This is a genomic window from Acidovorax sp. FG48, from assembly GCF_057809085.1.
On the sequence record NZ_JBMDJH010000001.1, the window covers coordinates 555,198 to 575,192 of the forward strand.

The window sequence follows — 19,995 nt, forward strand, 5'->3', positions numbered from 1 at the left end:
GGGGCTCCCGCATGACAACTCTTTTTGAATGCAGCCCCCACCGGGTGGTTGCGGCTGCTGTGCTTGGTGTGGCTTTGTCTGGCGGTGCCAGCGCCCAGGCCCCAGCCGTCGCTCCTGCCAAGCAGCGCTACGTGCAGGGCTCTTGGGTCAACCTGCGCGAGTCGGCCCAGTCCTCGGCCCGCATCGTGGCCCAGGTGCCCGCCAACACCGCGCTGCAACAGCTCACCGAGCGCGACGGCTGGTGTGCCGTGCTCTACGCAGGCGATGCCCGGCTGGGCCCGCCTTTGGCGGAGCCCCTGCAAGCCCATGTGGCCTGCAACCTGCTGGCCGACCAGCCCCTCACCCTGGCCCAGGCAGGCAAGGACGCCGCCCGAGCCTTCTGGGTCGCACCGTCACCCAATCGCCTGCGTGCCTACGGCAACGCTCTGCCGCGCCCGCCGGCCCTGCAGCTGCCCGCGCTGGCCAAGAGCCACGCGCATGAAATGCCGGTGCAGTACCCCACCCGAGCAGAGTGGGAAGCCGCCAAGAAGCTCATGCGCGCTGGCGTGGTGCTGCGGCCCGAGCAGGAAATCGACCGGGGCCGCCCCGTCAACCCGCTGGATGACCTGAAGCTGGCCACCCGTGCCGTGGACCACATCCCTGCCGTGGCACCCCTGGCCGCCCCGCCCACGCTGCCAGCCATCGCCCCTTCGTACTTTCGCTCCCACGCCAGCGTGGCCCTGCTGCACGAGACCGATGCCGACGGCCTGGCTGCCGTGGCGGGCACCCGCATCAGCGTCATCCCTACCGGTGTGCCCGTGGGGCGGTTCAATCGCCACAGTGGTCCCGAAATCGAGTACATCACCGGCTTCTGGGACGTGGGCACTGCCGACCAGGCCTTCGCACCCGCGCTGACCCTCTATGCCATCACCCACAAGGGTCTGGTGGGTGCCCATACCGTCCGCAAGCGCTATTGGGACATCAGCAACGAAGACCACTACTGCGGCGGCCACTACCCCGGCCGTGGGTTCAAGGACCCTGGTGAAGAAGCCCAACCTGTGCGCGGCTATGCCAAGCTGTCCGACAGTGCCCAGGTACTGACCCGCCTGGTGCTGCCCGCAAAGCTTCCGCCGGACGCGGTGAAGGTGAAGACCCGGCGCTACGCCACGAGCTGGATGCAGCCCGCCGACCCGCCCATTCGGGACAAGCCCCAGCGCAAGAACACCGCCGTGATGGTGCATGAGATGGACCTGGACCGCGACGGCGTGGCGGACATCCTGCGCATCGACACCCCTTCGCCGGGCGGCATGAGCTTTGAGCCCATCTTTGAATGGCGCTGGTATCTCAATATCAACGGCCAGTGGTTTCCGGCGGGATATTGGGTGGATCAGGAGTGCACGTGAGGGGAGGCTGCCGGACAACGTTCGGCTGGGAGCAGCAGTCGGCGAGCCAGTGTCACCGTCCAATTCAATGCTTGAATGTTATTTTTCTCTTCAATTGAAGTTTGCCGCGCACTATGCGGTGAAAGCGGCGGTTCCAATTGACGTGGCCATTGACCGTTGTACTAACCTGCGACGCAGGCTGAACCTTTGGGGCAACGCCGGCGAGACTCAATGGCATCGCTTCTTGGCCAGAGTTCAAAGCACAGGCAGTGACCATGCTGCCCAACTCGCCTTGTGTGCCGAGTACCAGCGGCCCCACTCCTACCCCGAACTCGAACGGTCGTTTGGCTGCTTCTCGTACGACCCGCCCGATGCCACCGGTACCTTGCGCATCCACTTTCTACCGCCAAGTGGACTCAAGTCCAGTCCATTGGCCGTTGAGAACGTCGGCGCGAGGATGTCAGACCTGCGCGACTTGTTTGCACATGTTCAGCGAAGTGCGCCAATGGCTACAACAGTGCGTGGCGTTTCGTGGCTCTACAACCTTCACGCCTACAGGCGACTCTTTCCTCTGGCCTATAGCGCATCAGTGCAAGCCGTGCGGTTTCCATTGCATTTGAATGGGAGTTCAACCTGGGGCCAGGTCTTGAACTGGCGACAGGAAGTGAAAGCGGCTGTGCGGGATCAATTGTTGGCTCGCCTTGATGACATGAGCGTTGAAAATCCCTGGGAGATTTTTCCGCTCCAGGCCAAGGTCGCCGCGAGCCCGATTGATGTGTTTTATGAGCAGTTCAGCTGAGTACTGCTGAACGTCGGGCATGGCTCTCATCCGTCTGCCAGCGGATCTGCACGGCGTCTCCCCCTTATCGCTGCCCTGGCTGACGCAACAACGCCCCCAGTACCAGCGCCTCGGCCACCACTTCCAGCCCTTCTTCCAGCGTGGCCAGAAGGGATGGCAGCTCGGGCAGACTGGGCCAGTGCGCTTGCACTTCGGGCCATTGGTCCACGCCAATCGCCAGCCAGCCTGCGGCCAGGCCCGCCCACAGCAGGGCGCGGGTGCCGGTGTGCCACAAGGCGCGGTGCAGCCAGGCCATGGTGAACAGGCCCACCACCGCCACGGCGAGCATGGGGGCTTCGCGCACGGGGGCCCAGCGGCAGGCGTCGGTCCATTCGTGGCAGCGGAACTTCCACAGCTCGTGCAGCATGAACTGCTCGTCCAGCGCCAGCACAAAAAACGCAAGTGCCAGCCAGGCGCCCAGCAGTCGGGGCAGGGCGCGGTCCCCCACCATCCGCAGGGCCGTGATGCTGAGCGCCAGCAGCAGCGCACTCGACAGCCATGACACCGGCGAGCCGTCCGAGCGGAAGGCGCGCTCCCATTGCGGCGCATACATCCACACACTGATCAGCAGGAAGCCCAGCACGGCCGTCAGCAGGGCGGCCGCAACGCCCGTGTGGGGCGTGGGGTGGCGATCAACAGGGCGGGGGCGGGCAGTGGTGTGCGGGGGCATGGTGGGGCGGCGGCTGCGCGCCGAGGGGCTGCAGGGCAGGTGGTGGAGCCGAATTGTGGGCAAAAAATGCCGGTAGCGTCGGAATTTATTGCACCTTTTGCTATGTAGTTGATAGCTGATGCGCGTGGCAGGCCTGCTCGCACCATGGCCTGTTCACGCCGCACGAATCACTACAGAATCGGGCATCCCTTCCCCAGGCAGCACGGCATGACCCTCCCCATCGATCCTTCCCGCACGGCATTGCCGCCCGTGGCCCAGTTCCTGGCCGAGGCGGCGCTGCAGCGGCAGACGGCGTTGCTGGGGCTGGACAAGCCCAAACCCGCTGCACCCAACGCCCCCGCGCCGTTGCACACCGCAGACCCCAGCGCCCCGCCGCCCTCGGTCACCTCACCCAGCCCGCCCGGCGGGCCGCTGCCTACACCGGCAGACCAGGCCAGCATCTCGCCCCAGGCACGCGAGCAGTTGGCGGCGGGCTTTGACCCGCGCCGGGCGGGTGGGGCCGATGGCAATTGGCCGGGCGCAAGGGGCGAGGGCGCCGGGCGGGCTGCGTCAGCAGGGGCGTCGGCGCTGCTGCCGCGTGGTGCCACCACGGCTGCGCCCGCCAATGCAGCGGCGTCCGCAGCTTCCGCCACAAGTGGCACGGCCTGGCCCGCGTCGGGCCTCAGCGCACCGCTGCTGCGGATGGTGAGTGCCCTGGTGGCACAGGTCACCGCGCAGGCCGGGGTGCCGCAGCGCGTGGTGGCCGCGCAGCCCTGGCCGATGGGCATGGCGCAGGCGCTGGAGAGTGGCGCGCTGGATGCGGACCAGCCGCCGCTGCAAACCTGGCTGGTGCGCCAGGGCGTGGTGGCGACGCCTGAGGGGCCGCGTGGGCTGGCGCTCACCCTGCGTGCCCCGGTGCCTTGGCTGGCGGCCCAGGCGCCGCCTGCCGCTGCGGGTGCGGCGGCGGTGCCAGCTGGCGCAAGCCTGGGCGCGGGCGCCCCCGCTGCGAGTGGCGCGCTGCAGGTGCCTTTTGCGGGCGGCGGCCAGGCGTTGCAATCGGGGGTGATGGCCTTGGTGTTGCAGGGCATGGATGCCGCCGCGCCGCGCACCAGCGCGCTGCTGGTGCTGGACCTGCAACCGCAACTGGCCGCCACCGTGTATGGCCGCGACATGCTACAGCAGGCCACAGGGCGCCTGGACCCCTGGACCCAGATGGCCGTGCTGCAGGCCAGCGGCCAGGTGCCGCGCGAGGACGCGAGGGCGCGCAACGGGGAATCGGGCCTGTGCGAGACCGTGGGCTGCCCGTACGCAGCGCGCGCTGAGTGTGCGCAGCCCTTCTGTCTGGCGCTGCGTGGCGTGTTGCCGCCCGAACCGGTCGGGCCAGCGCCGTCTGCCTGAGGGCGCTCCCGGATGTTCTCTAACGACTGTGTGCGAAGTCGTGCCCACCACCGGGCAGGGTGCGTGAGGGCTCCCACGCAGGGCGGGTGGTGTGTTCGCTCTGGCGTACAGGGGCTGCGGCCACTGCAGCCACTGCGGTCGTACTGGCCTTCTCCGCCGTCGCGGCAGCGCCCACGCTGCGCACCAGGTCTGCATGGCGGGCGCGGGTGATGGGGTAGGCCATCAGCAGCGGGATGGCCAGCACCAGGCACAGCGCTGGCAGCAGTCCCGTCATGGCCGTGATGCCCTGCAGCGCCTGGGCCGACTGGGCCACGTTGGGCACATAGCCGGTCAGCTCCAGCATGCCGGCCACCAGGACCGTGGCCAGGGTGCGCGCCAGCTTGTCCACCAGGCCATAGAGGCCGTAGTACATGCCGGTCTGGCGCTCGCCCGCCTGCATGTGGCCGTGGTCGATGGTGTCGGGCACCATGGCAAACGGCACGATCCAGTGCGCGCCCATGCCGATGCCCACCACCACCAGGATGCCCGTCACCAGGGCCTGCTGGCCCGGACCCACCCAGTACAGCGCCACCAGCCCTGCGCAGCAGAACACCAGCCCGAGGATGTAGGCCAGGTTCTTCTCCCACCGGTCCACCACGCGCTTCCACACGAACAGCGAGATGCCCACCACCGCAAGCAGGATGCCCATGAAGCGCGGCAGGTCGCCCTTGTCGCCCTGCAACTGGTAGATGACGAAATACGCGAGCGAGGCCTGCACCAGCGTGAGGCCCAGGCGCACCAGCCCGGCTGCGCTCACCAGCATCACAAACGGACGGTTGCGCAGCGTGGCCAGCAGGGTGCTGCGGACCGATGCCCAGCCGGGTGCGGCTGCTTCGGTGGTGGGGGTGGCGGGTGCGTGGCTGGTGGCCGCGGGCTCGCGCACGCGCCAGGCCACCACGGCCACGGCCACCCCGGCGGCCAGCCCAAAACAGGCGCCCGCCAGGGCGTAGCCCGTGCGCGCATCCGGCGCGGCCCGCACCAGCAGCGGCATGAACACGCTGCCCGCAAAAAAGCCCAGCAGGGCGCCCATGGATGCAAAGGCCGTGAGGCTGGTGCGCTCGTCGTAGTCCTGCGTCATGTTGGCGGCCATGGCCTGGTAGGGCAACTGCACCAGCGTCATCACGGTGTCGAACAGGGTGTAGGTGACGGCGATCCATACAAACGCTGCCCAGGGGCTCAGGCCCGGGGGCACCATCCACACGGCGGCGGCCACCACCGCCAGGGGCAGGGCGCCGTAGATCAGGTACACGCGGTGGCGGCCGTGGCGCGAGCGCGTGCGGTCGGTCAGCCAGCCAAACAATGGGTCGTTGATGGTGTCCCACACCTTGCCCACCAGCAGCGCCGCACCGGCCACGGCGGGGGGCACCAGGGCCACATCGGTGTAGAAGATCATGAGCAGGAAGCTCATGGCTGCAATCAGCATCTGCAGGCCGACGTTGCCCACGGCATAGCCGAGTTTGGTACCCAGGCTCAGGCGGATCTGTGGGGTGGGCTGCATGTTCATGGGCGCTGTCATGGGTGTGCGGAGGCCATGACTTCAGGTTGGGGCGCCTTCCCCATCGGGCCCGCCACAGGCTCTGCGCGTGCCGTGTGCGCCGCACTGCTGCGCGGCGGCATCGCCTCCAGCATCAGGCGCACCTCGCGTCGCAGCATCTTGTTGAGGAAGCTGCGCGGAATCTCGGTGACCAGGCGCACATCGTCGGGCCTCATTTCGGGCGGCAGGTGCTGCACCAGAAACTCCGCCAGGTCATGCTCCAGGGCCTGGGTGCCCCGGTCGTTGCGCCAGCTTTGCCGCAGGCTGGCCACCAGCACGGCGGCGGGGCCATGCTGCACCAGGCAGGCCTCTTTGACGGCCGGGTGGCAGTGCGCCACTTCTTCGATCTCGCGCGGGTTCAGTGCCTGGCCATTGCGCACCACGCGGTCTGCGCTGCGGCCCAGCACATGCAGGTAACCGGCGGCGTCGAAGTAGCCCAGGTCTCCCATCACCACCCAGCCGTCGCGCAGGGTCTCGCTGGTCTTTTCCGGGTCCAGCCAGTATCCGTCAAACCGCACCGGCGTCTGCACGGTGATCAGGCCCATCTGGCCGAGGGGCAGCGGCACAAACTGCTCGTCGCGGATGACCACGTCCACACCCGGCATCACGCGGCCGACGGTGGAGAGAATGTCGTTGCCCAGTGGTTGGCCCTGCGCGTCCACGTGCTCGTGGGGCAGCAGCCAGGTGATGGGGGGCAGGGCTTCCAGGCAGCCGTAGCCTTGCTGGAAGATGGGTCCAAAGCGGCGGATGGCCTCCGCAATCTTGGGCGCGGGCATCATCTCCGAGCCGTAGGGCACATGGGTCAGCGAAGACAGGTTGTACTGGCCCAGCGTGGGCTCGTCCAGCAGGTCGATGATGGCCGAGGGCGACAGGAAAGCGCGCGACACGCGGTGCTTCTGGATCAGCCCGGCCAGCGTGGTGGCACGAAAGTCCTCGGGCATCACCAGCGCCGCACCCGCCAGCAGCGTGGGCAGTACCAGGCCCGAGCCCGGGCCGGTGAGCGGCAGGCCCAGCATGTTCACGTCCGGCCCGTTGGCGGGCGGCTTGAAGTCGATGGCGCGCGAGATCAGGCGCACGCTGTCCAGGTACTTGCGGTTGCTGTAGCCGATGGACTTGGGCAGGCCCGTGGTGCCCGAGGTCATGTGCAGCGCGAACACATCGTCCTCGTGCACATCGACCGTGCCGGCCGACGGAGTCTGCTGCGCCAGGGCGCGCTCGTATTCGTCGCCCAGCGCCAGCATGCGCAGGCCAGGCAGTTGCTCGCGCACGGCCTGCAGGATGGGCGTGCTCAGCAGCGGGTCGTGGATGAACACCGTGGGCTTGACGCGGCCCATGGTGGTGAGCGCCGCATCGGCCGGCAGGTGCTTGTGAAAGCTGGCAAAGATGGTGCCATTCTCGAACGTGGCCAGCCGGGTTTCGTACTGCTCGCCGGTTTCGGGCAGCCAGGTGAAGACCACGTCGCCCTTCTTCACGCCCTGGGCCTGCATCCATGCCTGCAGGCGGTACACGCGGTCTTGCAGCTGCGCGTAGGTGAGGGTGCCGCGCCGGTCGATCAGCGCAGGTTTGTGGGGGTGCAGGCGGTACGCCAGGCGGGCCACGGAGCGCGCGGTGCGCAGGCGGCTGAGCAGAAAGCGCGCCAGCAGGCTGCGCAGGGATGGAAGGGCCACCGGAATCTCCCGAAGACGGCGTGAATGCGAAGTCCAGGCAGTTTTTCACGCAAGGTCCGGGGCAAAGATCACCATTTGTATGTGTACGTATCTTTTGGTTTCTGAGGCCGCTGCGCGGTCGTTTTGGCCTCTTGAACGGCTGGCGCATGGCATGGTCGCGTCGCCATGGCGCAACAGCCGCAGGGGGTTGGGCGGGGTAAGGGCAAAGAAAAACCGCCAGGGCTGGATCGCAGCGGCTGGCGGTGGTCTGACGGCCTCCCCCGGGTAAGGGGCGAGGCCGAGGGGGTGGGCGGCGAGGGCTTATGGATACAGACCGCGCATTTCGCGGGCGTGCAGGATGCGCTGGCAGGCCACGATGAAGGTGGCGGTGCGCAGGCTCACCTTGTGCTCTTGCGCCACTTGCCAGATGCCCGCAAAGGCCTCTTGCATGATGCGCACCAGGCGGGCGTTGATCTCGTCCTCGCTCCAGAAGAAGCTGGAGAAGTCCTGCACCCATTCAAAGTAGCTCACCGTCACGCCACCGGCGTTGGCGATCACGTCGGGCAGCACCAGCACGCCCTTGTCGTTCAGGATGTCGTCGGCTTCGGTGGTCGTGGGGCCGTTGGCACCTTCGATCACCAGCTTGGCCTTGATCTGGCCCGCGTTGTCCTTGGTGATCTGGCCTTCCAGTGCGGCAGGGATCAGGATCTCGCAATCCACGCCCCAGAACTCTTCGGCCTTCATCACTTCGGCGCCAGCAAAGCCGCCCACGCCGCCACGGGTCTTCACGTGGGCCAGCAGTGCTGGCACGTCCACGCCCTTGCTGTTGAAGATGGTGCCGGTGTGGTCCTGCACAGCCACCACCTTGGCACCGGCTTCGGCAAACAGCTTGGCGGCAATGCCCCCCACGTTGCCGAAGCCCTGCACGGCCACACGGGCGCCGTCCAGCGCCAGGCCGGTCAGCTTGGCGGCTTCCACACCCACGGTGAACACGCCGCGGCCGGTGGCTTCCACACGGCCCAGCGAGCCGCCCAGGTCCACAGGCTTACCGGTGACCACGCCGGTGGCGGTGGCGCCCACGTTCATCGAGTACGTGTCCATCATCCAGGCCATGACCTGGCCGTTGGTGTTCACGTCTGGTGCGGGGATGTCCTTGGACGGGCCGATCAGCAGGCCGATTTCGCTGGTGTAGCGGCGCGTCAGGCGCTCCAGCTCACCCATCGACAGCTTCTTAGGGTCCACGCGGATACCGCCCTTGGCACCGCCGTAAGGCACGTTCACCGCCGCGTTTTTCACCGACATCCAGGCCGACAGGGCCATCACTTCCGAGAGCGTCACGTCCTGGTGAAAGCGCACGCCACCCTTGCCGGGGCCCCGGCTCAGGTTGTGCTGCACGCGGTAGCCTTCGTAGTGGGCGATGGTGCCGTTGTCCAGCTCGATCGGCACATCCACGATCAGGATGCGCTTGGGACGCTTGAGCGTTTCCACCCAGCGCGCCAGGTTGCCCAGGTAAGGGGTGACGCGGTCCACCTGCTGCAGGTAGTTGCCCCAGGGGCCGAGGTGGTCGGCCTGCAGGTACGAGGGCAGGGGGTGGGATTGTGCGGCGGGGGCGCCGACAGGGTTTGACATGGTGAATTTCCTTGTGGGATCAGTTCAGGCTGCGAAGCTTATGCTTGGGCTGGGGCACTGTCCAAGGCCGGTGTGTTTGTGGGTTATGCATTTGACGCATAGTTCGGCAAAGACGCATTCCATGCTGCGGTGCGGCAATGCGCGGGCGCGATAGTGGCCGCTGGCTCCGGCCCTTGCCCGGCACCGGTTGCCCCTAGACTCAGCCAGCCCGGCGCAGCACCGGGCGCTGCGCCAGGTCCCCCAGAAAGCGGGGGCCACGAAAAAAAAGAGAGGGAAATCATGAGCGTGACCCAGACCCCCTGCCCGCAATGCCAGGCGCCCAACCACCCGACGGCGCGCTGGTGCGTGAAGTGCGCCCACCCGCTGGAGGCAGAGGCGCCCCCCGCCGCCCCGGCGCCGATGGAATTTGTGTTCGATGACGATGAGCACCCCACCGGCACCCCGCCGCGCCAGCGACCCATGGCCTACGCAGGCGCCGCCGTGGCTGTGCTGGCCGTGGCGGGCGCCGCAGCCTGGTACCTGCTGGGGCGACCCAATGCTGCGCCGCCCGCGCAGCACGCCCCGGCTGTCGCCGCGCCAGCGGCCGCGCCCAGCATCCCGGCCATTGCCGAGTCCGCACCCGCGCGCCCCGAGCCGGTGGAAGAAATCATCGAATCCCAACGCGCACGCCCGGCGGCCACTGCGTCTGCACCAGACAGCGCCACTGCCGCCCCCCCGCCCGTAGCCGCAGCGGCAGCCTCTGCACCGCCGTTCACCCCCGTCACCGTGCCCCGCGTGGCCGATGCGGCATCGCTGCCTGCCACCGGCAAGCCACGCACAGTGGCACCGGCCGACAACGCACCGTGGCCGCCCCCCGCAGCACCCGTGCCGTCGCCGGGCGACAGCCTGGCCCGCCTGCGCGGCGCGCTGGCGCAGTGCGCGGCCATGGGCAACGAGCTGTCGCGCGCGAGCTGCCTCACCCGCACGCGGCAGAACTTCTGCGGCGACGCCTGGGGCCGTATCCCGGAATGCCCGCCGGGCCAGTGACGGCCTGCGCAGTTTTTGTCCGCACCGCGCACCGCTGGGCCCGCTGTGGGTTGAGGCCTATTCGATGCGGATCTTCTGCAGCGCCGGGTCGCCCGGCGGGTAGCGCAGGTCCAGGCCGGTGAGCACCTCGCGCACCAGCGTGGCGATCATCAGGTTGCGGTGGGTCTTGGAGTTGGCGGGCACGATGGTCCACGGCGCCCAGGGCGTGTGCGTGGCGGCCAGCAGCATTTCGTAGGCCTTCTGGTACTGGCTCCACTGCTTGCGGGCCTCGATGTCGCTCATCGAGAACTTCCAGTGTTTGGCCGGGTCGTCCAGGCGCTCCTGCAGGCGTTCGCGCTGCTCGTCAGCGCTGATGTGCAGCATGAACTTGAGCACGATGGTGCCGGTGTGCGTGAGCATGCGCTCAAAGTCGTTGATGTGCCCAAAGCGCTGGTGGTGCTGCTCGGGCGTGATCCATCCGTTGACGGCGGGCACCAGCACGTCCTCATAGTGGCTGCGGTTGAACACCGTGATCTCGCCCGCACCGGGCACCTTCTGGTGGATGCGCCACAGGTAGTCGTGGGCACGCTCGGCCTCGGTGGGGGCACTCCAGCCCACGGCGTGCACTCCCAGCGCGCTCATGCGGCCAAACACGCCCCGGATGGTGCCGTCCTTGCCGGAGGTATCGGTGCCTTGCAAGATGACCAGCAGCTTGTAGCGCTTGTCGGCGTAGAACAGGTTCTGCAGTGTGTCCAGCTCCTGTGCGATGGACTCCGTCACGGCCTTGTCCCTGAGCTTGTCGCCCAGCGAAAAAGGTTTGGCCGACGGGTCACAGTCCTTGAGCGACACCGTGCGGCGGTGTTTGCCGACCTTGCGCCGCTCGGGCTGGCCGTCGGGCCGCTTGTCATCGTCATGCTGCGGCGCATCCGGCTGCCATTGCGACCAGCGCAGGGCCACGTCTTTGTTGCTGCTGTGAAACGGGTGGTTCATGCGGGCTCCTCGATAGGCCATCGTACGTCAGCGGCGCGGGCGCAGTATCCTCTTCCTTCAAAATTCAGACGCTACCAAAATCATAGCTGTTAGCGCATGATTCACTAGCGCTTGAGGCCTGTGGGGCTTGAAACTGGCCGCAGAATCCGCTCAGCGCGCCCCATGCGCCATGCGGTAGGCCAGCGGCGTCTGCCCCGTGGCCTGGCGGAACGCGCGGTGCAGTCCGGCCTCGCTGGCAAAGCCCAGGTCTTCGGCGATGCGCTTGAGCGGCAGCGGCGTGTCGCACAGCGCCTCGCTGGCCTGGCGCAGCTTGATGCGGCGCATCCACAGGGCCGCCGTCAGGCCCGTGTGGGCCTGCACCCGCCGCGCCAGTGTGCGGGGCGAGAGGCCCAGCGCCTGGGCCAGCGCGGGCAGTCGAAGGTTGGTGGCGGGGCTGCGCTGCACCCACAGCATGGCGCGGCGCAGGTCGGCGTCTGCCAGCGTCATCAGATCGTGCCCGGCAAATGCCGGGTGCGCCGTGCGGGGGCGGGGCAGCATCAGCAGCTCCTGCAGGTCGTTCAATGCCTGGGGTGGCAGGCGGGCGGCCAGCGCGTGCAGCATCAGCGGCAGGTAACCGTTGGCCCCGGCGGCCGTGGTGGCGGTGGGGCCGGCCACCAGCGGCTCGTCAAAGCGCCAGTCCACCTGGGCAAACTGGTGCTCCAGCGCGGCGCGCAACCACCAGGTGGCCGTGGCGCCCTGGCCGCGCAGCCGCCCGCTGGCGGCCGCCAGCACCACGCCCGCGCAGTAGCTCCACACCTGCGTGCGCCGGGGCAGCGCGCGCAAGGCCTGCACCACCGGGACCAGCTGCTGCAGCGGCGCTTGCAGCTGGTCAGGCGACGAGAGCCACAGGCCCGGCACCAGCACCACATCGGCCTCAGCCTGCTGCAGCGCAACGGTGGGGGCCAGCGCGGGGCCCTGCCAGGTGGGCACGGGCGACCGGTCCACACCTGCCCAGCAGATGTCCATCACGCTGGCCTGCGCACGCAGGTTGGCGGCGCGTGCCATGTCCGCCGCCGCAAACAGGCCCGCCGGCATGCAGCCCGGGTAGAGCAGCAGTGCCACGCGCAGGGGCGGCTGGGGTATGGAGGATGGGGAAACCATGGGTGGCACAAAAGCGCAAGAAATTGTCAATCTGCGCCATTTTCGCGGGAGGCCTGCTTTTCAACAATGGCAACACCCCATTCCACTGAAAGCCTCCCATGCTCATCACCCAATTGCGCAACGCCACCGTGCTGCTGGAGTTCCAGCACGCAGGCCGCCCTGTCGGCCTGCTGGTGGACCCCATGCTCGCGCCCCGGGGCACTTTGCCTGCGCTGCGCTACCTGGGCACCCGGCGCCAGCGCAACCCCCTGGTGGATTTGCCCGCCGAGGCCGACGCGGCGCTGCAGCGCGTGACCCATGCGCTCGTCACCCATTGCCAGCGCGGGCACTTTGACCACCTGGACCGCGCGGGCAAGCAGTTTCTGCGCGAGCGCCAGATTCCCGTCTTCTGCATGCCACACGACGCCGCCTACCTCGCGCAGCGCGGCCTGCAGGTGCAGCCGCTGGCGGGCGATGGCCGTCAGCCCTTTGCACTGGGCGGGCAGGTCACGCCCGTGGCCTGCACCCACGGCCGGGGCTGGGTGGCGCGCTTGATGGAGCACGGCCACGGCTACCTGCTGGAGCTGCCGGGCGAGCCCAGCGTGTACCTGGCCGGAGACACCGTGCTGACGCCCCCGGTGCGCGACTGCCTGCAGCGCCTGCAGCCCGATGTGGCCGTGCTGCCCGCCGGTGGCGCCCGGTTTGACCTGGGCGCCGACATCCTGATGGACGCTGCAGAAGTCGCGCAGGCCGCCGCGCTGACAACCGGCGCGGTGGTCGTCAACCACCTGGAGGCCCTGGACCACTGCCCCACCACCCGCGCCCAGGTGCGCGCCCTGGCGCAGCGCGGCGGGTGGGCGCACCGCCTGTGGGTGCCCGGGGACGGCGAGTGCCGGTACTACCCCGGGCCCACCGTCAAAAGCAATGCTATGAATTCAGTAGCTGCAGAGGCATGATCGACTAGCGCTACCGCCTAAAAAGGCTGTAACTCACGCCAGCTCGGCCTCCAGCGCCCGCTGGTCCCGCATCAGCGCCACAAACCGCGCAGCGCCCAGACCCAGCGGCCGCTCCTTGGACCACACCACGTCCACCCACAGCGCGGCGCCGTTGCTCAGGTTCTCGAACGGCATCTCCACCAGCCGCCCCGCCTCGATGCGCGACTGCACCAGCGCGCGCGGCTGCCAGCCCCAGCCCATCCCGGCTTCGATGAGGCCCAGCGCGGCCAGGTGGTTGTCGGTGCGCCAGTGGTGGCGGGCAAACACAAAGCGCGGGTCGGTCTGCGCCAGGTCGCGGCTGGCCACCACGATCTGGCGCGTGGTGGTCAGGTGCTCTTCGCGCAGCATGGCGTTCTCCGGTGGGGCACCCCGTGCCTGGGCGGTGGTGCGGGCGGCCACCAGCACCGGGTGCTGCGGCGCCATCACCGCCACCAGGGTTTCGGTGCCCACTTCCTGAAAGCCCTCGCGCCCGTCGATGCTGGGCCGCTCAAACACCAGCGCCAGCTGCGCGCGGCCGCTGTGCAGCAGCGCCAGCGCATCCACCTGCGGCGCGGCCAGCACCTCGATCTGCAGCAGCGGGTGCTCTTGCGCCAGCGCCGCCAGCGCCTCCGTCCAGCGCGCAGCCAGCAGCTCGGGCGCAATGGCCAGCGTGAGCCGCTCCTCCAGCCCCTGGGTCAGCGCCAGCGCCTGGGCGTTGAGTTGCTGCAGCTGCCCCGCCAGCAGCCGGGCCTGGGGCTCCAGTGCGCGGGCGGCGGCGGTGGGGCGGGGCTCGCGTCCGCTGCGGTCAAACAGCTGCACATCCAGTTCGGCCTCCAGGTGGGCAATGGTCATGCTCACGGCCGACGGCACACGCGACAACGCCCGCGCGGCGGCCGAGAACGAGCCGTGGTCGAGCACGGTCAGAAACACCTGCACGCTGTCGGAGTTGAAGGCCATGGCGGTTTAATCTATCAATAAAACTGAAATAAGCTGACTTTATGTGTCAGTGTGGCGAATATAAAGTACAGGCCATGGACAAGACACCGACTCTTTTTGGCCTGCAAGGCGTCAAGCGCCGCCTGATCTACGTGACCCTGTACGAGCTGATCGCCATTGGCGCCGCCACGATGGGCCTGGCGCTGCTCACGGGCCAGGGCGCTGGGCATTCGAGCGTGGTGGCGGTGGCGGCCTCGGCGATCGCCATCGCCTGGAACATCGTCTTCAACTGGGCGTTCGAGCGCTGGGAGGCGCGCCAGCCCGTGCGCGGGCGCAGCGTGGCGCGGCGCGTGGCACACGCCATCGGGTTCGAGGGCGGCCTGGTCTTCACGCTGGTGCCGCTGTTTGCCTGGTGGTTTGGCGTGAGCCTGTGGCACGCGTTTGTGATGGACCTGGGGCTCATCGTGTTCTTCCTTGGCTACACCTTCGTCTTCAACTGGGTGTTTGACCACCTGTTCGGCCTGCCTGCATCGGCCATGGCGGCGTCGTAGCAAGGGGCCAAGACGCGCTTCTTCAACCAATGTCAACCGCCCTTCACCGTCGGGCAGGGGCGCTCAGCCGCCACCCATAATCGGCCCCATGAGAGGGCCGTTTTTGTTGTTGCTGCTGCTGCGGGGATTGCCGGGCCGGTGTGCTGGTGTGGCTGTGTCCTGCTGCGTATTGGCAGGCTGTGCCAGCAACGCCCCCACGCCGCGCGGTGAGGTGAAGGGCTCGCCCACCCATGCCGCCGAAATGGCCCAGTCCGACGCCAACCGCATGGCCACCCTGGCCATGCAGGAGAACCTCGAAGGCCTGCTGCGCCTGGCCGACAAGCTCTACCGCCGCAACCCCGCCGAATGGCGTAAAGGCCCCGCCACCAGCCGCGAGCAGGCGCTGGAGCAGCTGCGCACCGCCGTGTTGCAGCGCCAGCCCTGGGCCCCGCTGCAGGGCCGCCGCGACATCGCTGCCATGGCAATGGCGCTGGCGCCCGAGTTCGCAGGCGACCGCGTGGCGGCCTTCATCCATGCCACGGCCGACATGATCATCACCGCCCACGGCGGTAAGACCGAGTTCTTCTTGCTCGACGGCATGGACGCCCAGCACCTCTACAACGCCGCGCGCAACGTCGAGACCGCCGTGTGGCTGCTGGCGCAGCGCCGCAACGCCCAGGGCCAGCCCCTGCTGCTGGCCGACGAGATCGGCGCCCAGGGCCGCAACCTGAGCTTTGAGCGCGAGTTCGGCAAGATCATCGCGCGGCTCGATCTGCTGGCCGCCTTCACCACCGAAAAGTACCGCCGCGCCGCCATCAGCTATGTGCAGGGCATTGTGGGCGGCACCTTCTTGCAATTCCTGCCGGTGCGCTGACCCGGTAAAATCCGCCCCTTGCCCAAGGAGCGTTGCAGCGGCCCCACCGCCATGGTGAAGCCGTCAGGCTTGGGCACTCCACAAGCTATTCAAGCCCCACCGCAACGACGCTCACCTGTTTTTCTGCTGCCCCTGCACAGGTGAGTCCTATGTCCGCGTCTGCCCCGTCCCTGCCCCCCATGAAGCTGTCCGGCCTGGAGCCCGTCTCCATTGGCGAGGGCACGCTGTTCGTCAACATTGGCGAGCGCACCAACGTCACCGGTTCCAAGGCGTTTGCGCGCATGATTTTGAACGGCCAGTACGAAGAGGCCCTGGCCGTGGCGCGCCAGCAGGTGGAAAACGGCGCGCAGGTCATCGACATCAACATGGACGAGGCCATGCTCGACAGCAAGGCCGCCATGGTGCGTTTTCTGCAACTCATCGCGTCCGAGCCCGACATCGCTCGCGTCCCCATCATGGTGGACAGCTCCAAGTGGGACGTGATCGAAGCGGGCCTGCGCTGCATCCAGGGCAAGGGCATCGTCAACTCCATCAGCATGAAGGAGGGTGTGGACGAGTTCAAGCGCCAGGCGCGCTTGGTCAAACGCTATGGCGCGGCGGCCGTGGTCATGGCATTTGATGAAAAGGGCCAGGCCGACACCTACGCCCGCAAGATCGAGATTTGCGAGCGCGCCTACCGCGTGCTGGTCGATGAGGTGGGCTTCCCGCCCGAAGACATCATCTTCGACCCCAACATCTTTGCCGTGGCCACGGGCATTGAAGAGCACAACAACTACGCGGTCGATTTCATCGAAGCCACGCGCTGGATCAAGCAGAACCTGCCGGGCGCCAAGGTCTCGGGCGGTGTGTCCAACGTGTCGTTCAGCTTCCGCGGCAACGACCCTGTGCGCGAGGCCATCCACACCGTATTCCTGTACCACGCCATCAAGGCCGGCATGGACATGGGCATCGTCAACGCCGGCATGGTGGGTGTGTACGACGACCTGGAGCCCACGCTGCGCGAGCGCGTGGAAGACGTGGTGCTGAACCGCCGCCCCGATGCGGGTGAGCGCCTGGTGGAGATTGCCGAGACCGCCAAAAGCGGTGCCAAGGACGAGAGCAAAAAGCTCGAATGGCGCGGAACGCCCCAGCACCCCAAGACCGTTGGCGAGCGCCTCTCTCACGCGCTGGTGCACGGCATCACCGACTTCATCGTGGAAGACACCGAAGAGGCCTACCGCGCCATCCTGGCCAAGGGCGGCCGCCCGCTGCACGTGATCGAAGGCCCGCTCATGGACGGCATGAACGTGGTGGGCGACCTGTTCGGCGCGGGCAAGATGTTCCTGCCCCAGGTGGTGAAAAGCGCGCGCGTGATGAAGCAGGCCGTGGCCCACCTCATTCCTTACATCGAGGAAGAAAAGCGCCAGGACGAACTGGCCGGCCGCGACGTGCGCAGCAAGGGCAAGATCGTCATTGCCACCGTCAAGGGCGACGTGCACGATATCGGCAAGAACATCGTCACCGTCGTCTTGCAATGCAACAACTTCGAGGTGGTGAACATGGGCGTGATGGTCCCCTGCCACGAGATCCTGGCCAAGGCCAAGGTCGAGGGGGCGGACATCGTGGGCCTGTCGGGCCTCATCACCCCCAGCCTCGAAGAGATGCAGTACGTGGCCGGCGAGATGCAGAAGGACGAGCACTTCCGCGTCAAGAAGATCCCGCTGCTGATTGGTGGCGCCACCACCAGCCGCGTGCACACCGCCGTCAAGATCGCGCCTCACTACGAAGGCCCTGTGGTCTATGTGCCCGACGCTTCGCGCAGCGTGAGCGTGGCGCAAAGCCTGCTGGGCGACGGCGTGCAGAGCTATGTGGATGAGCTGAACGCCGACTACGAAAAAGTGCGCACCCAGCATGCCAACAAGAAGGCCACGCCCCTGTGGCCCCTGGCCAAGATCCGCGCCAACAGGACGCCGATCGACTGGTCGGCCTACCAGCCTGCCGTGCCCCGCGCGCTGGGTCGCCGCGTGTTCAAGAACTTCGACCTGGCGGAACTGGCCAAGTACATCGACTGGGGCCCGTTTTTCCAGACCTGGGACCTGGCCGGCCCGTACCCCGCGATCCTCACCGACGAGGTGGTGGGCGTGGAAGCCACGCGCGTGTTTGCCGACGGCCAGGCCATGCTGAAAAAGATCATCGAAGGCCGGTGGCTCACGGCCAGCGGCGTGATGGCGCTGCTGCCCGCCAACAGCGTGGGCGACGACATCGAGTTCTACACCGACGAAACCCGCACCGATGTGGCCATGACCTGGTATGGCCTGCGCCAGCAGGCCGAAAAGCACACCATCGACGGCGTGACCCGCCCCAGCCGCTGCCTGGCCGACTTTGTGGCGCCCAAGGAGAGCGGCATTGCCGACTACGCAGGCCTGTTCGCCGTCACCGCCGGGCTGGGTGTGGAGAAGAAGGAAAAGGCTTTCATCGACGCGCTGGACGACTACTCCGCCATCATGTTCAAGAGCCTGGCCGACCGCCTGGCCGAAGCCTTTGCCGAATGCCTGCACCACCGCGTGCGCACCGACCTGTGGGGCTACGCAGCGGGCGAGCAGTTGAGCAACGACGACATGATTGCCGAGAAGTACCGCGGCATCCGCCCCGCGCCCGGCTACCCGGCCTGCCCGGACCACAGTGCCAAGACCGACCTGTTCCGTGTGCTGAACGCCGAAGAGATCGGCATGGGCCTCACCGAAAGCCTGGCCATGACGCCCGCTGCCAGCGTGAGCGGCTTCTACATCGGCCACCCCGACGCGGTGTACTTCAACGTCGGCAAGATCGGCGAAGACCAGCTGCACGACATGGCCGAGCGCCGTGGCATGGATGAGAAGGTGCTGGAGCGGCTGCTGGCGCCGAACCTGTGATGCTATGAATAATATAGCTGCTAGCGCTTGATCAATAAGCGCTAGCGGCCTATTCGATTCAAAAATCGGCCATCAAACCGCGCTCTCCGGCAGCTTCGCAATCACCTTGATCTCGAACTGAAAGCCGTACAGCCAGGTCACGCCGATGCCCGTCAGCGTGGGGTAGGGCGCCTCGCCCCAGAACTCGGGCACGACGCCCCAGACGGTTGCGAAGTTCGCCTCGGGGTTGACCACAAACATCGTCACATCCACCACGTCATCAAACGTGCAGCCTGCTGCGTGCAGCACCGCGTTGAGGTTGCTGAATGCCTGGCGCACCTGCGCGGCCAGGTCGGGCTCGGGCGAGCCGTCCTCGCGGCTGCCCACCTGGCCGGACACAAACAGGAAACCGTTGGCCCGCACGGCGGGCGAATAGCGGTTGCGCTCGTACAGTGCCTGGCGGCCTGCGGCAAAGACAACATCACGTTGGGGCATGGAAATCCTTTCGTTCTGCAGGGCAGAGGGTTGCGATGCAGGCACTGTAGACGCGTGCGTTGTTCTGATAAACAGGCTAATCTGCGCACCACTGTTCCTGATCGCCGAACAATGGCGGGCATGTCGCCCGTTCGGCGCGCCTCAACCAACTACACGCCATGGACCGTTTTGACGCCCTGCAGGCCTTCGCCCGCGTTGTGGAATCCGGCAGCTTCACCAAGGCCGCCCTCACCCAGCACCTGAGCCGCACCACCGTCACGCAGCTGGTGCAGCAGCTCGAAGCCCGCCTGCGCGTGAAGCTCCTGCACCGCACCACCCGGCGCGTGCAGGTCACGCCCGACGGCGCCGCCTACTACGAGCGTGTAGTGCGCCTGCTGGCCGACCTGGACGACGCCGATGGCAGCGTGTCCACCGCTGCCGCCGCGCCCCGGGGCCGTCTGCGGGTGGACGTGCCCAGCCCTCTGGCGCGCCTGGTGCTCATCCCCGCGCTGCCCGCGTTCCACGCGCAATACCCCGACATCCTCCTGCACATGGGCGTGAGCGACCGCCCCGTGGACATGGTGGGCGACAACGTGGACTGCGTGGTGCGCGGCGGCGCAATCACCAACCCCGCGCTGGTCGCACGCCATGTGGGCGACCTGCAATTGCGCGTATACGCCGCCCCCAGCTACCTGCAGCGCGCGGGCGTGCCCGAGCACCCGCAGGCGCTGGAAGGCCCGCACCACCGCACCGTGGGCTTTTTGTGGGCACGCACCGGCCAGCCCCTTCCGTTCGAGATGCGCCGTGGCACCGAACACGTGCGCGCCCAGGGCCACGATGTTTGCGCCGTGGACGACGGCAACGCCTACCTGGCCGCAGGCCTGGCGGGCCTGGGCGTGCTCTGGCTGCCCGACTACATGGCCCGCCCCCACGTGGCCACGGGCGAGCTGGTGCCCCTGCTGCAGGACTGGACGCTGGAGCCCATGCCGCTGTACGTGGCGTACCCACCCCAACGGCATGTGAGCGCCAAGGTGCGGGTATTCATCGACTGGGTGGCGGGGTTGATGGCAGTGCATGCGCCACTTCAGCGGAGCCCGACGGTGCCGTAGGAAGCGCCTTGACAGAAAAG

The 19,995-nt window shown here is 67.7% G+C and carries 17 protein-coding genes and 1 riboswitch; of the genes, 9 read left to right on the top strand and 8 right to left on the bottom strand.

The window, feature by feature from the left end; all coding sequences use genetic code 11:
- Nucleotides 1-11: 11 nt before the first annotated feature.
- Both ACODSU_RS02575 and ACODSU_RS02580 read left to right on the top strand, forming a co-directional pair.
- Nucleotides 12-1,382 (top strand): SH3 domain-containing protein, encoded by a 1,371-nt coding sequence (locus ACODSU_RS02575; RefSeq protein WP_488839825.1) that lies wholly within the window; start codon nt 12-14, stop codon nt 1,380-1,382.
- 67 nt (nt 1,383-1,449) lie between these two features.
- Entirely contained in the window at nt 1,450-2,160 is a 711-nt protein-coding gene (locus ACODSU_RS02580) for a hypothetical protein (RefSeq protein WP_488839827.1), read from the top strand.
- A gap of 64 nt (nt 2,161-2,224) precedes the next feature.
- On the opposite strand, the gene ACODSU_RS02585 is transcribed toward ACODSU_RS02580, so the two are convergent.
- On the bottom strand, nt 2,225-2,869 hold the full coding sequence (locus ACODSU_RS02585; protein ID WP_488839829.1) for a hypothetical protein: 645 nt from the start codon (nt 2,867-2,869) through the stop codon (nt 2,225-2,227).
- A gap of 207 nt (nt 2,870-3,076) precedes the next feature.
- Between ACODSU_RS02585 and ACODSU_RS02590 the strand changes: the two genes are divergently transcribed.
- The gene (locus ACODSU_RS02590; protein ID WP_488839831.1) at nt 3,077-4,246 is read left to right on the top strand and encodes a hypothetical protein; all 1,170 of its coding nucleotides are present in this window, start codon (nt 3,077-3,079) and stop codon (nt 4,244-4,246) included.
- 19 nt (nt 4,247-4,265) lie between these two features.
- Here ACODSU_RS02590 and ACODSU_RS02595 read toward each other — a convergent pair whose 3' ends face one another.
- The 3 genes from ACODSU_RS02595 to ACODSU_RS02605 all read right to left on the bottom strand — a co-directional run bounded on the left by ACODSU_RS02595 (nt 4,266) and on the right by ACODSU_RS02605 (nt 9,094).
- Entirely contained in the window at nt 4,266-5,789 is a 1,524-nt protein-coding gene (locus ACODSU_RS02595) for an MFS transporter (protein ID WP_488839833.1), read from the bottom strand.
- An 8-nt stretch (nt 5,790-5,797) separates the two neighbouring features.
- Complete coding sequence (locus ACODSU_RS02600) at nt 5,798-7,486, bottom strand: class I adenylate-forming enzyme family protein (RefSeq protein ID WP_488839835.1); 1,689 nt, start codon at nt 7,484-7,486, stop codon at nt 5,798-5,800.
- 300 nt (nt 7,487-7,786) lie between these two features.
- Nucleotides 7,787-9,094, bottom strand: coding sequence for a Glu/Leu/Phe/Val family dehydrogenase (locus ACODSU_RS02605; protein ID WP_422848344.1), 1,308 nt, complete (start codon nt 9,092-9,094; stop codon nt 7,787-7,789).
- 279 nt (nt 9,095-9,373) lie between these two features.
- Here ACODSU_RS02605 and ACODSU_RS02610 point away from each other — a divergent pair, with 279 nt between their 5' ends.
- Complete coding sequence (locus ACODSU_RS02610; protein WP_488839838.1) at nt 9,374-10,120, top strand: hypothetical protein; 747 nt, start codon at nt 9,374-9,376, stop codon at nt 10,118-10,120.
- Between the two features lie 57 nt (nt 10,121-10,177).
- Here ACODSU_RS02610 and ACODSU_RS02615 read toward each other — a convergent pair whose 3' ends face one another.
- Both ACODSU_RS02615 and ACODSU_RS02620 read right to left on the bottom strand, forming a co-directional pair.
- Nucleotides 10,178-11,089, bottom strand: a complete 912-nt coding sequence (locus tag ACODSU_RS02615; RefSeq protein WP_488839840.1) for a PPK2 family polyphosphate kinase — start codon at nt 11,087-11,089, stop codon at nt 10,178-10,180.
- Between the two features lie 150 nt (nt 11,090-11,239).
- Nucleotides 11,240-12,229: a GlxA family transcriptional regulator gene (locus ACODSU_RS02620; RefSeq protein ID WP_488839842.1), complete on the bottom strand. Its 990-nt coding sequence runs from the start codon at nt 12,227-12,229 to the stop codon at nt 11,240-11,242.
- Nucleotides 12,230-12,327: 98 nt separating this feature from the next.
- Between ACODSU_RS02620 and ACODSU_RS02625 the strand changes: the two genes are divergently transcribed.
- On the top strand, nt 12,328-13,164 hold the full coding sequence (locus ACODSU_RS02625; RefSeq protein WP_488839844.1) for an MBL fold metallo-hydrolase: 837 nt from the start codon (nt 12,328-12,330) through the stop codon (nt 13,162-13,164).
- A gap of 33 nt (nt 13,165-13,197) precedes the next feature.
- Here the strand turns inward: ACODSU_RS02625 and ACODSU_RS02630 are convergent, their stop codons facing one another.
- Nucleotides 13,198-14,139, bottom strand: coding sequence for a LysR family transcriptional regulator (locus ACODSU_RS02630; protein ID WP_488839846.1), 942 nt, complete (start codon nt 14,137-14,139; stop codon nt 13,198-13,200).
- Nucleotides 14,140-14,213: 74 nt separating this feature from the next.
- On the opposite strand from ACODSU_RS02630, the gene ACODSU_RS02635 reads away from it, so the two are divergent.
- From ACODSU_RS02635 to metH, 3 genes are all read left to right on the top strand, one after another.
- Complete coding sequence (locus ACODSU_RS02635) at nt 14,214-14,669, top strand: PACE efflux transporter (protein ID WP_488839848.1); 456 nt, start codon at nt 14,214-14,216, stop codon at nt 14,667-14,669.
- Between the two features lie 88 nt (nt 14,670-14,757).
- A complete protein-coding gene (locus ACODSU_RS02640; RefSeq protein ID WP_488839850.1) occupies nt 14,758-15,522 on the top strand; it encodes a hypothetical protein in 765 nt (254 codons plus the stop codon).
- Between the two features lie 18 nt (nt 15,523-15,540).
- A riboswitch (S-adenosyl-L-homocysteine riboswitch) is annotated at nt 15,541-15,642 on the top strand.
- A gap of 20 nt (nt 15,643-15,662) precedes the next feature.
- On the top strand, nt 15,663-18,413 hold the full coding sequence (metH, locus tag ACODSU_RS02645) for a methionine synthase (protein WP_488839852.1): 2,751 nt from the start codon (nt 15,663-15,665) through the stop codon (nt 18,411-18,413).
- A gap of 72 nt (nt 18,414-18,485) precedes the next feature.
- On the opposite strand, the gene ACODSU_RS02650 is transcribed toward metH, so the two are convergent.
- Nucleotides 18,486-18,887 carry a RidA family protein gene (locus ACODSU_RS02650; RefSeq protein ID WP_488839854.1) on the bottom strand — a complete coding sequence of 134 codons (402 nt, stop codon included), beginning with the start codon at nt 18,885-18,887 and terminating at the stop codon, nt 18,486-18,488.
- Between the two features lie 158 nt (nt 18,888-19,045).
- Here ACODSU_RS02650 and ACODSU_RS02655 point away from each other — a divergent pair, with 158 nt between their 5' ends.
- Entirely contained in the window at nt 19,046-19,975 is a 930-nt protein-coding gene (locus tag ACODSU_RS02655; RefSeq protein WP_488839856.1) for a LysR family transcriptional regulator, read from the top strand.
- Nucleotides 19,976-19,995 lie beyond the last annotated feature (20 nt).

Coding starts and splice junctions, on each gene's coding strand:
- ACODSU_RS02575 (WP_488839825.1), top strand. CDS start 12: ATGACAACTCTTTTTGAATGCAGCCCCCACCGGGTGGTTGCGGCTGCT.
- ACODSU_RS02580 (WP_488839827.1), top strand. CDS start 1,450: ATGCTTGAATGTTATTTTTCTCTTCAATTGAAGTTTGCCGCGCACTAT.
- ACODSU_RS02585 (WP_488839829.1), bottom strand. CDS start 2,869: ATGCCCCCGCACACCACTGCCCGCCCCCGCCCTGTTGATCGCCACCCC.
- ACODSU_RS02590 (WP_488839831.1), top strand. CDS start 3,077: ATGACCCTCCCCATCGATCCTTCCCGCACGGCATTGCCGCCCGTGGCC.
- ACODSU_RS02595 (WP_488839833.1), bottom strand. CDS start 5,789: ATGAACATGCAGCCCACCCCACAGATCCGCCTGAGCCTGGGTACCAAA.
- ACODSU_RS02605 (WP_422848344.1), bottom strand. CDS start 9,094: ATGTCAAACCCTGTCGGCGCCCCCGCCGCACAATCCCACCCCCTGCCC.
- ACODSU_RS02610 (WP_488839838.1), top strand. CDS start 9,374: ATGAGCGTGACCCAGACCCCCTGCCCGCAATGCCAGGCGCCCAACCAC.
- ACODSU_RS02615 (WP_488839840.1), bottom strand. CDS start 11,089: ATGAACCACCCGTTTCACAGCAGCAACAAAGACGTGGCCCTGCGCTGG.
- ACODSU_RS02620 (WP_488839842.1), bottom strand. CDS start 12,229: ATGGTTTCCCCATCCTCCATACCCCAGCCGCCCCTGCGCGTGGCACTG.
- ACODSU_RS02625 (WP_488839844.1), top strand. CDS start 12,328: ATGCTCATCACCCAATTGCGCAACGCCACCGTGCTGCTGGAGTTCCAG.
- ACODSU_RS02630 (WP_488839846.1), bottom strand. CDS start 14,139: ATGGCCTTCAACTCCGACAGCGTGCAGGTGTTTCTGACCGTGCTCGAC.
- ACODSU_RS02635 (WP_488839848.1), top strand. CDS start 14,214: ATGGACAAGACACCGACTCTTTTTGGCCTGCAAGGCGTCAAGCGCCGC.
- ACODSU_RS02640 (WP_488839850.1), top strand. CDS start 14,758: ATGAGAGGGCCGTTTTTGTTGTTGCTGCTGCTGCGGGGATTGCCGGGC.
- ACODSU_RS02650 (WP_488839854.1), bottom strand. CDS start 18,887: ATGCCCCAACGTGATGTTGTCTTTGCCGCAGGCCGCCAGGCACTGTAC.
- ACODSU_RS02655 (WP_488839856.1), top strand. CDS start 19,046: ATGGACCGTTTTGACGCCCTGCAGGCCTTCGCCCGCGTTGTGGAATCC.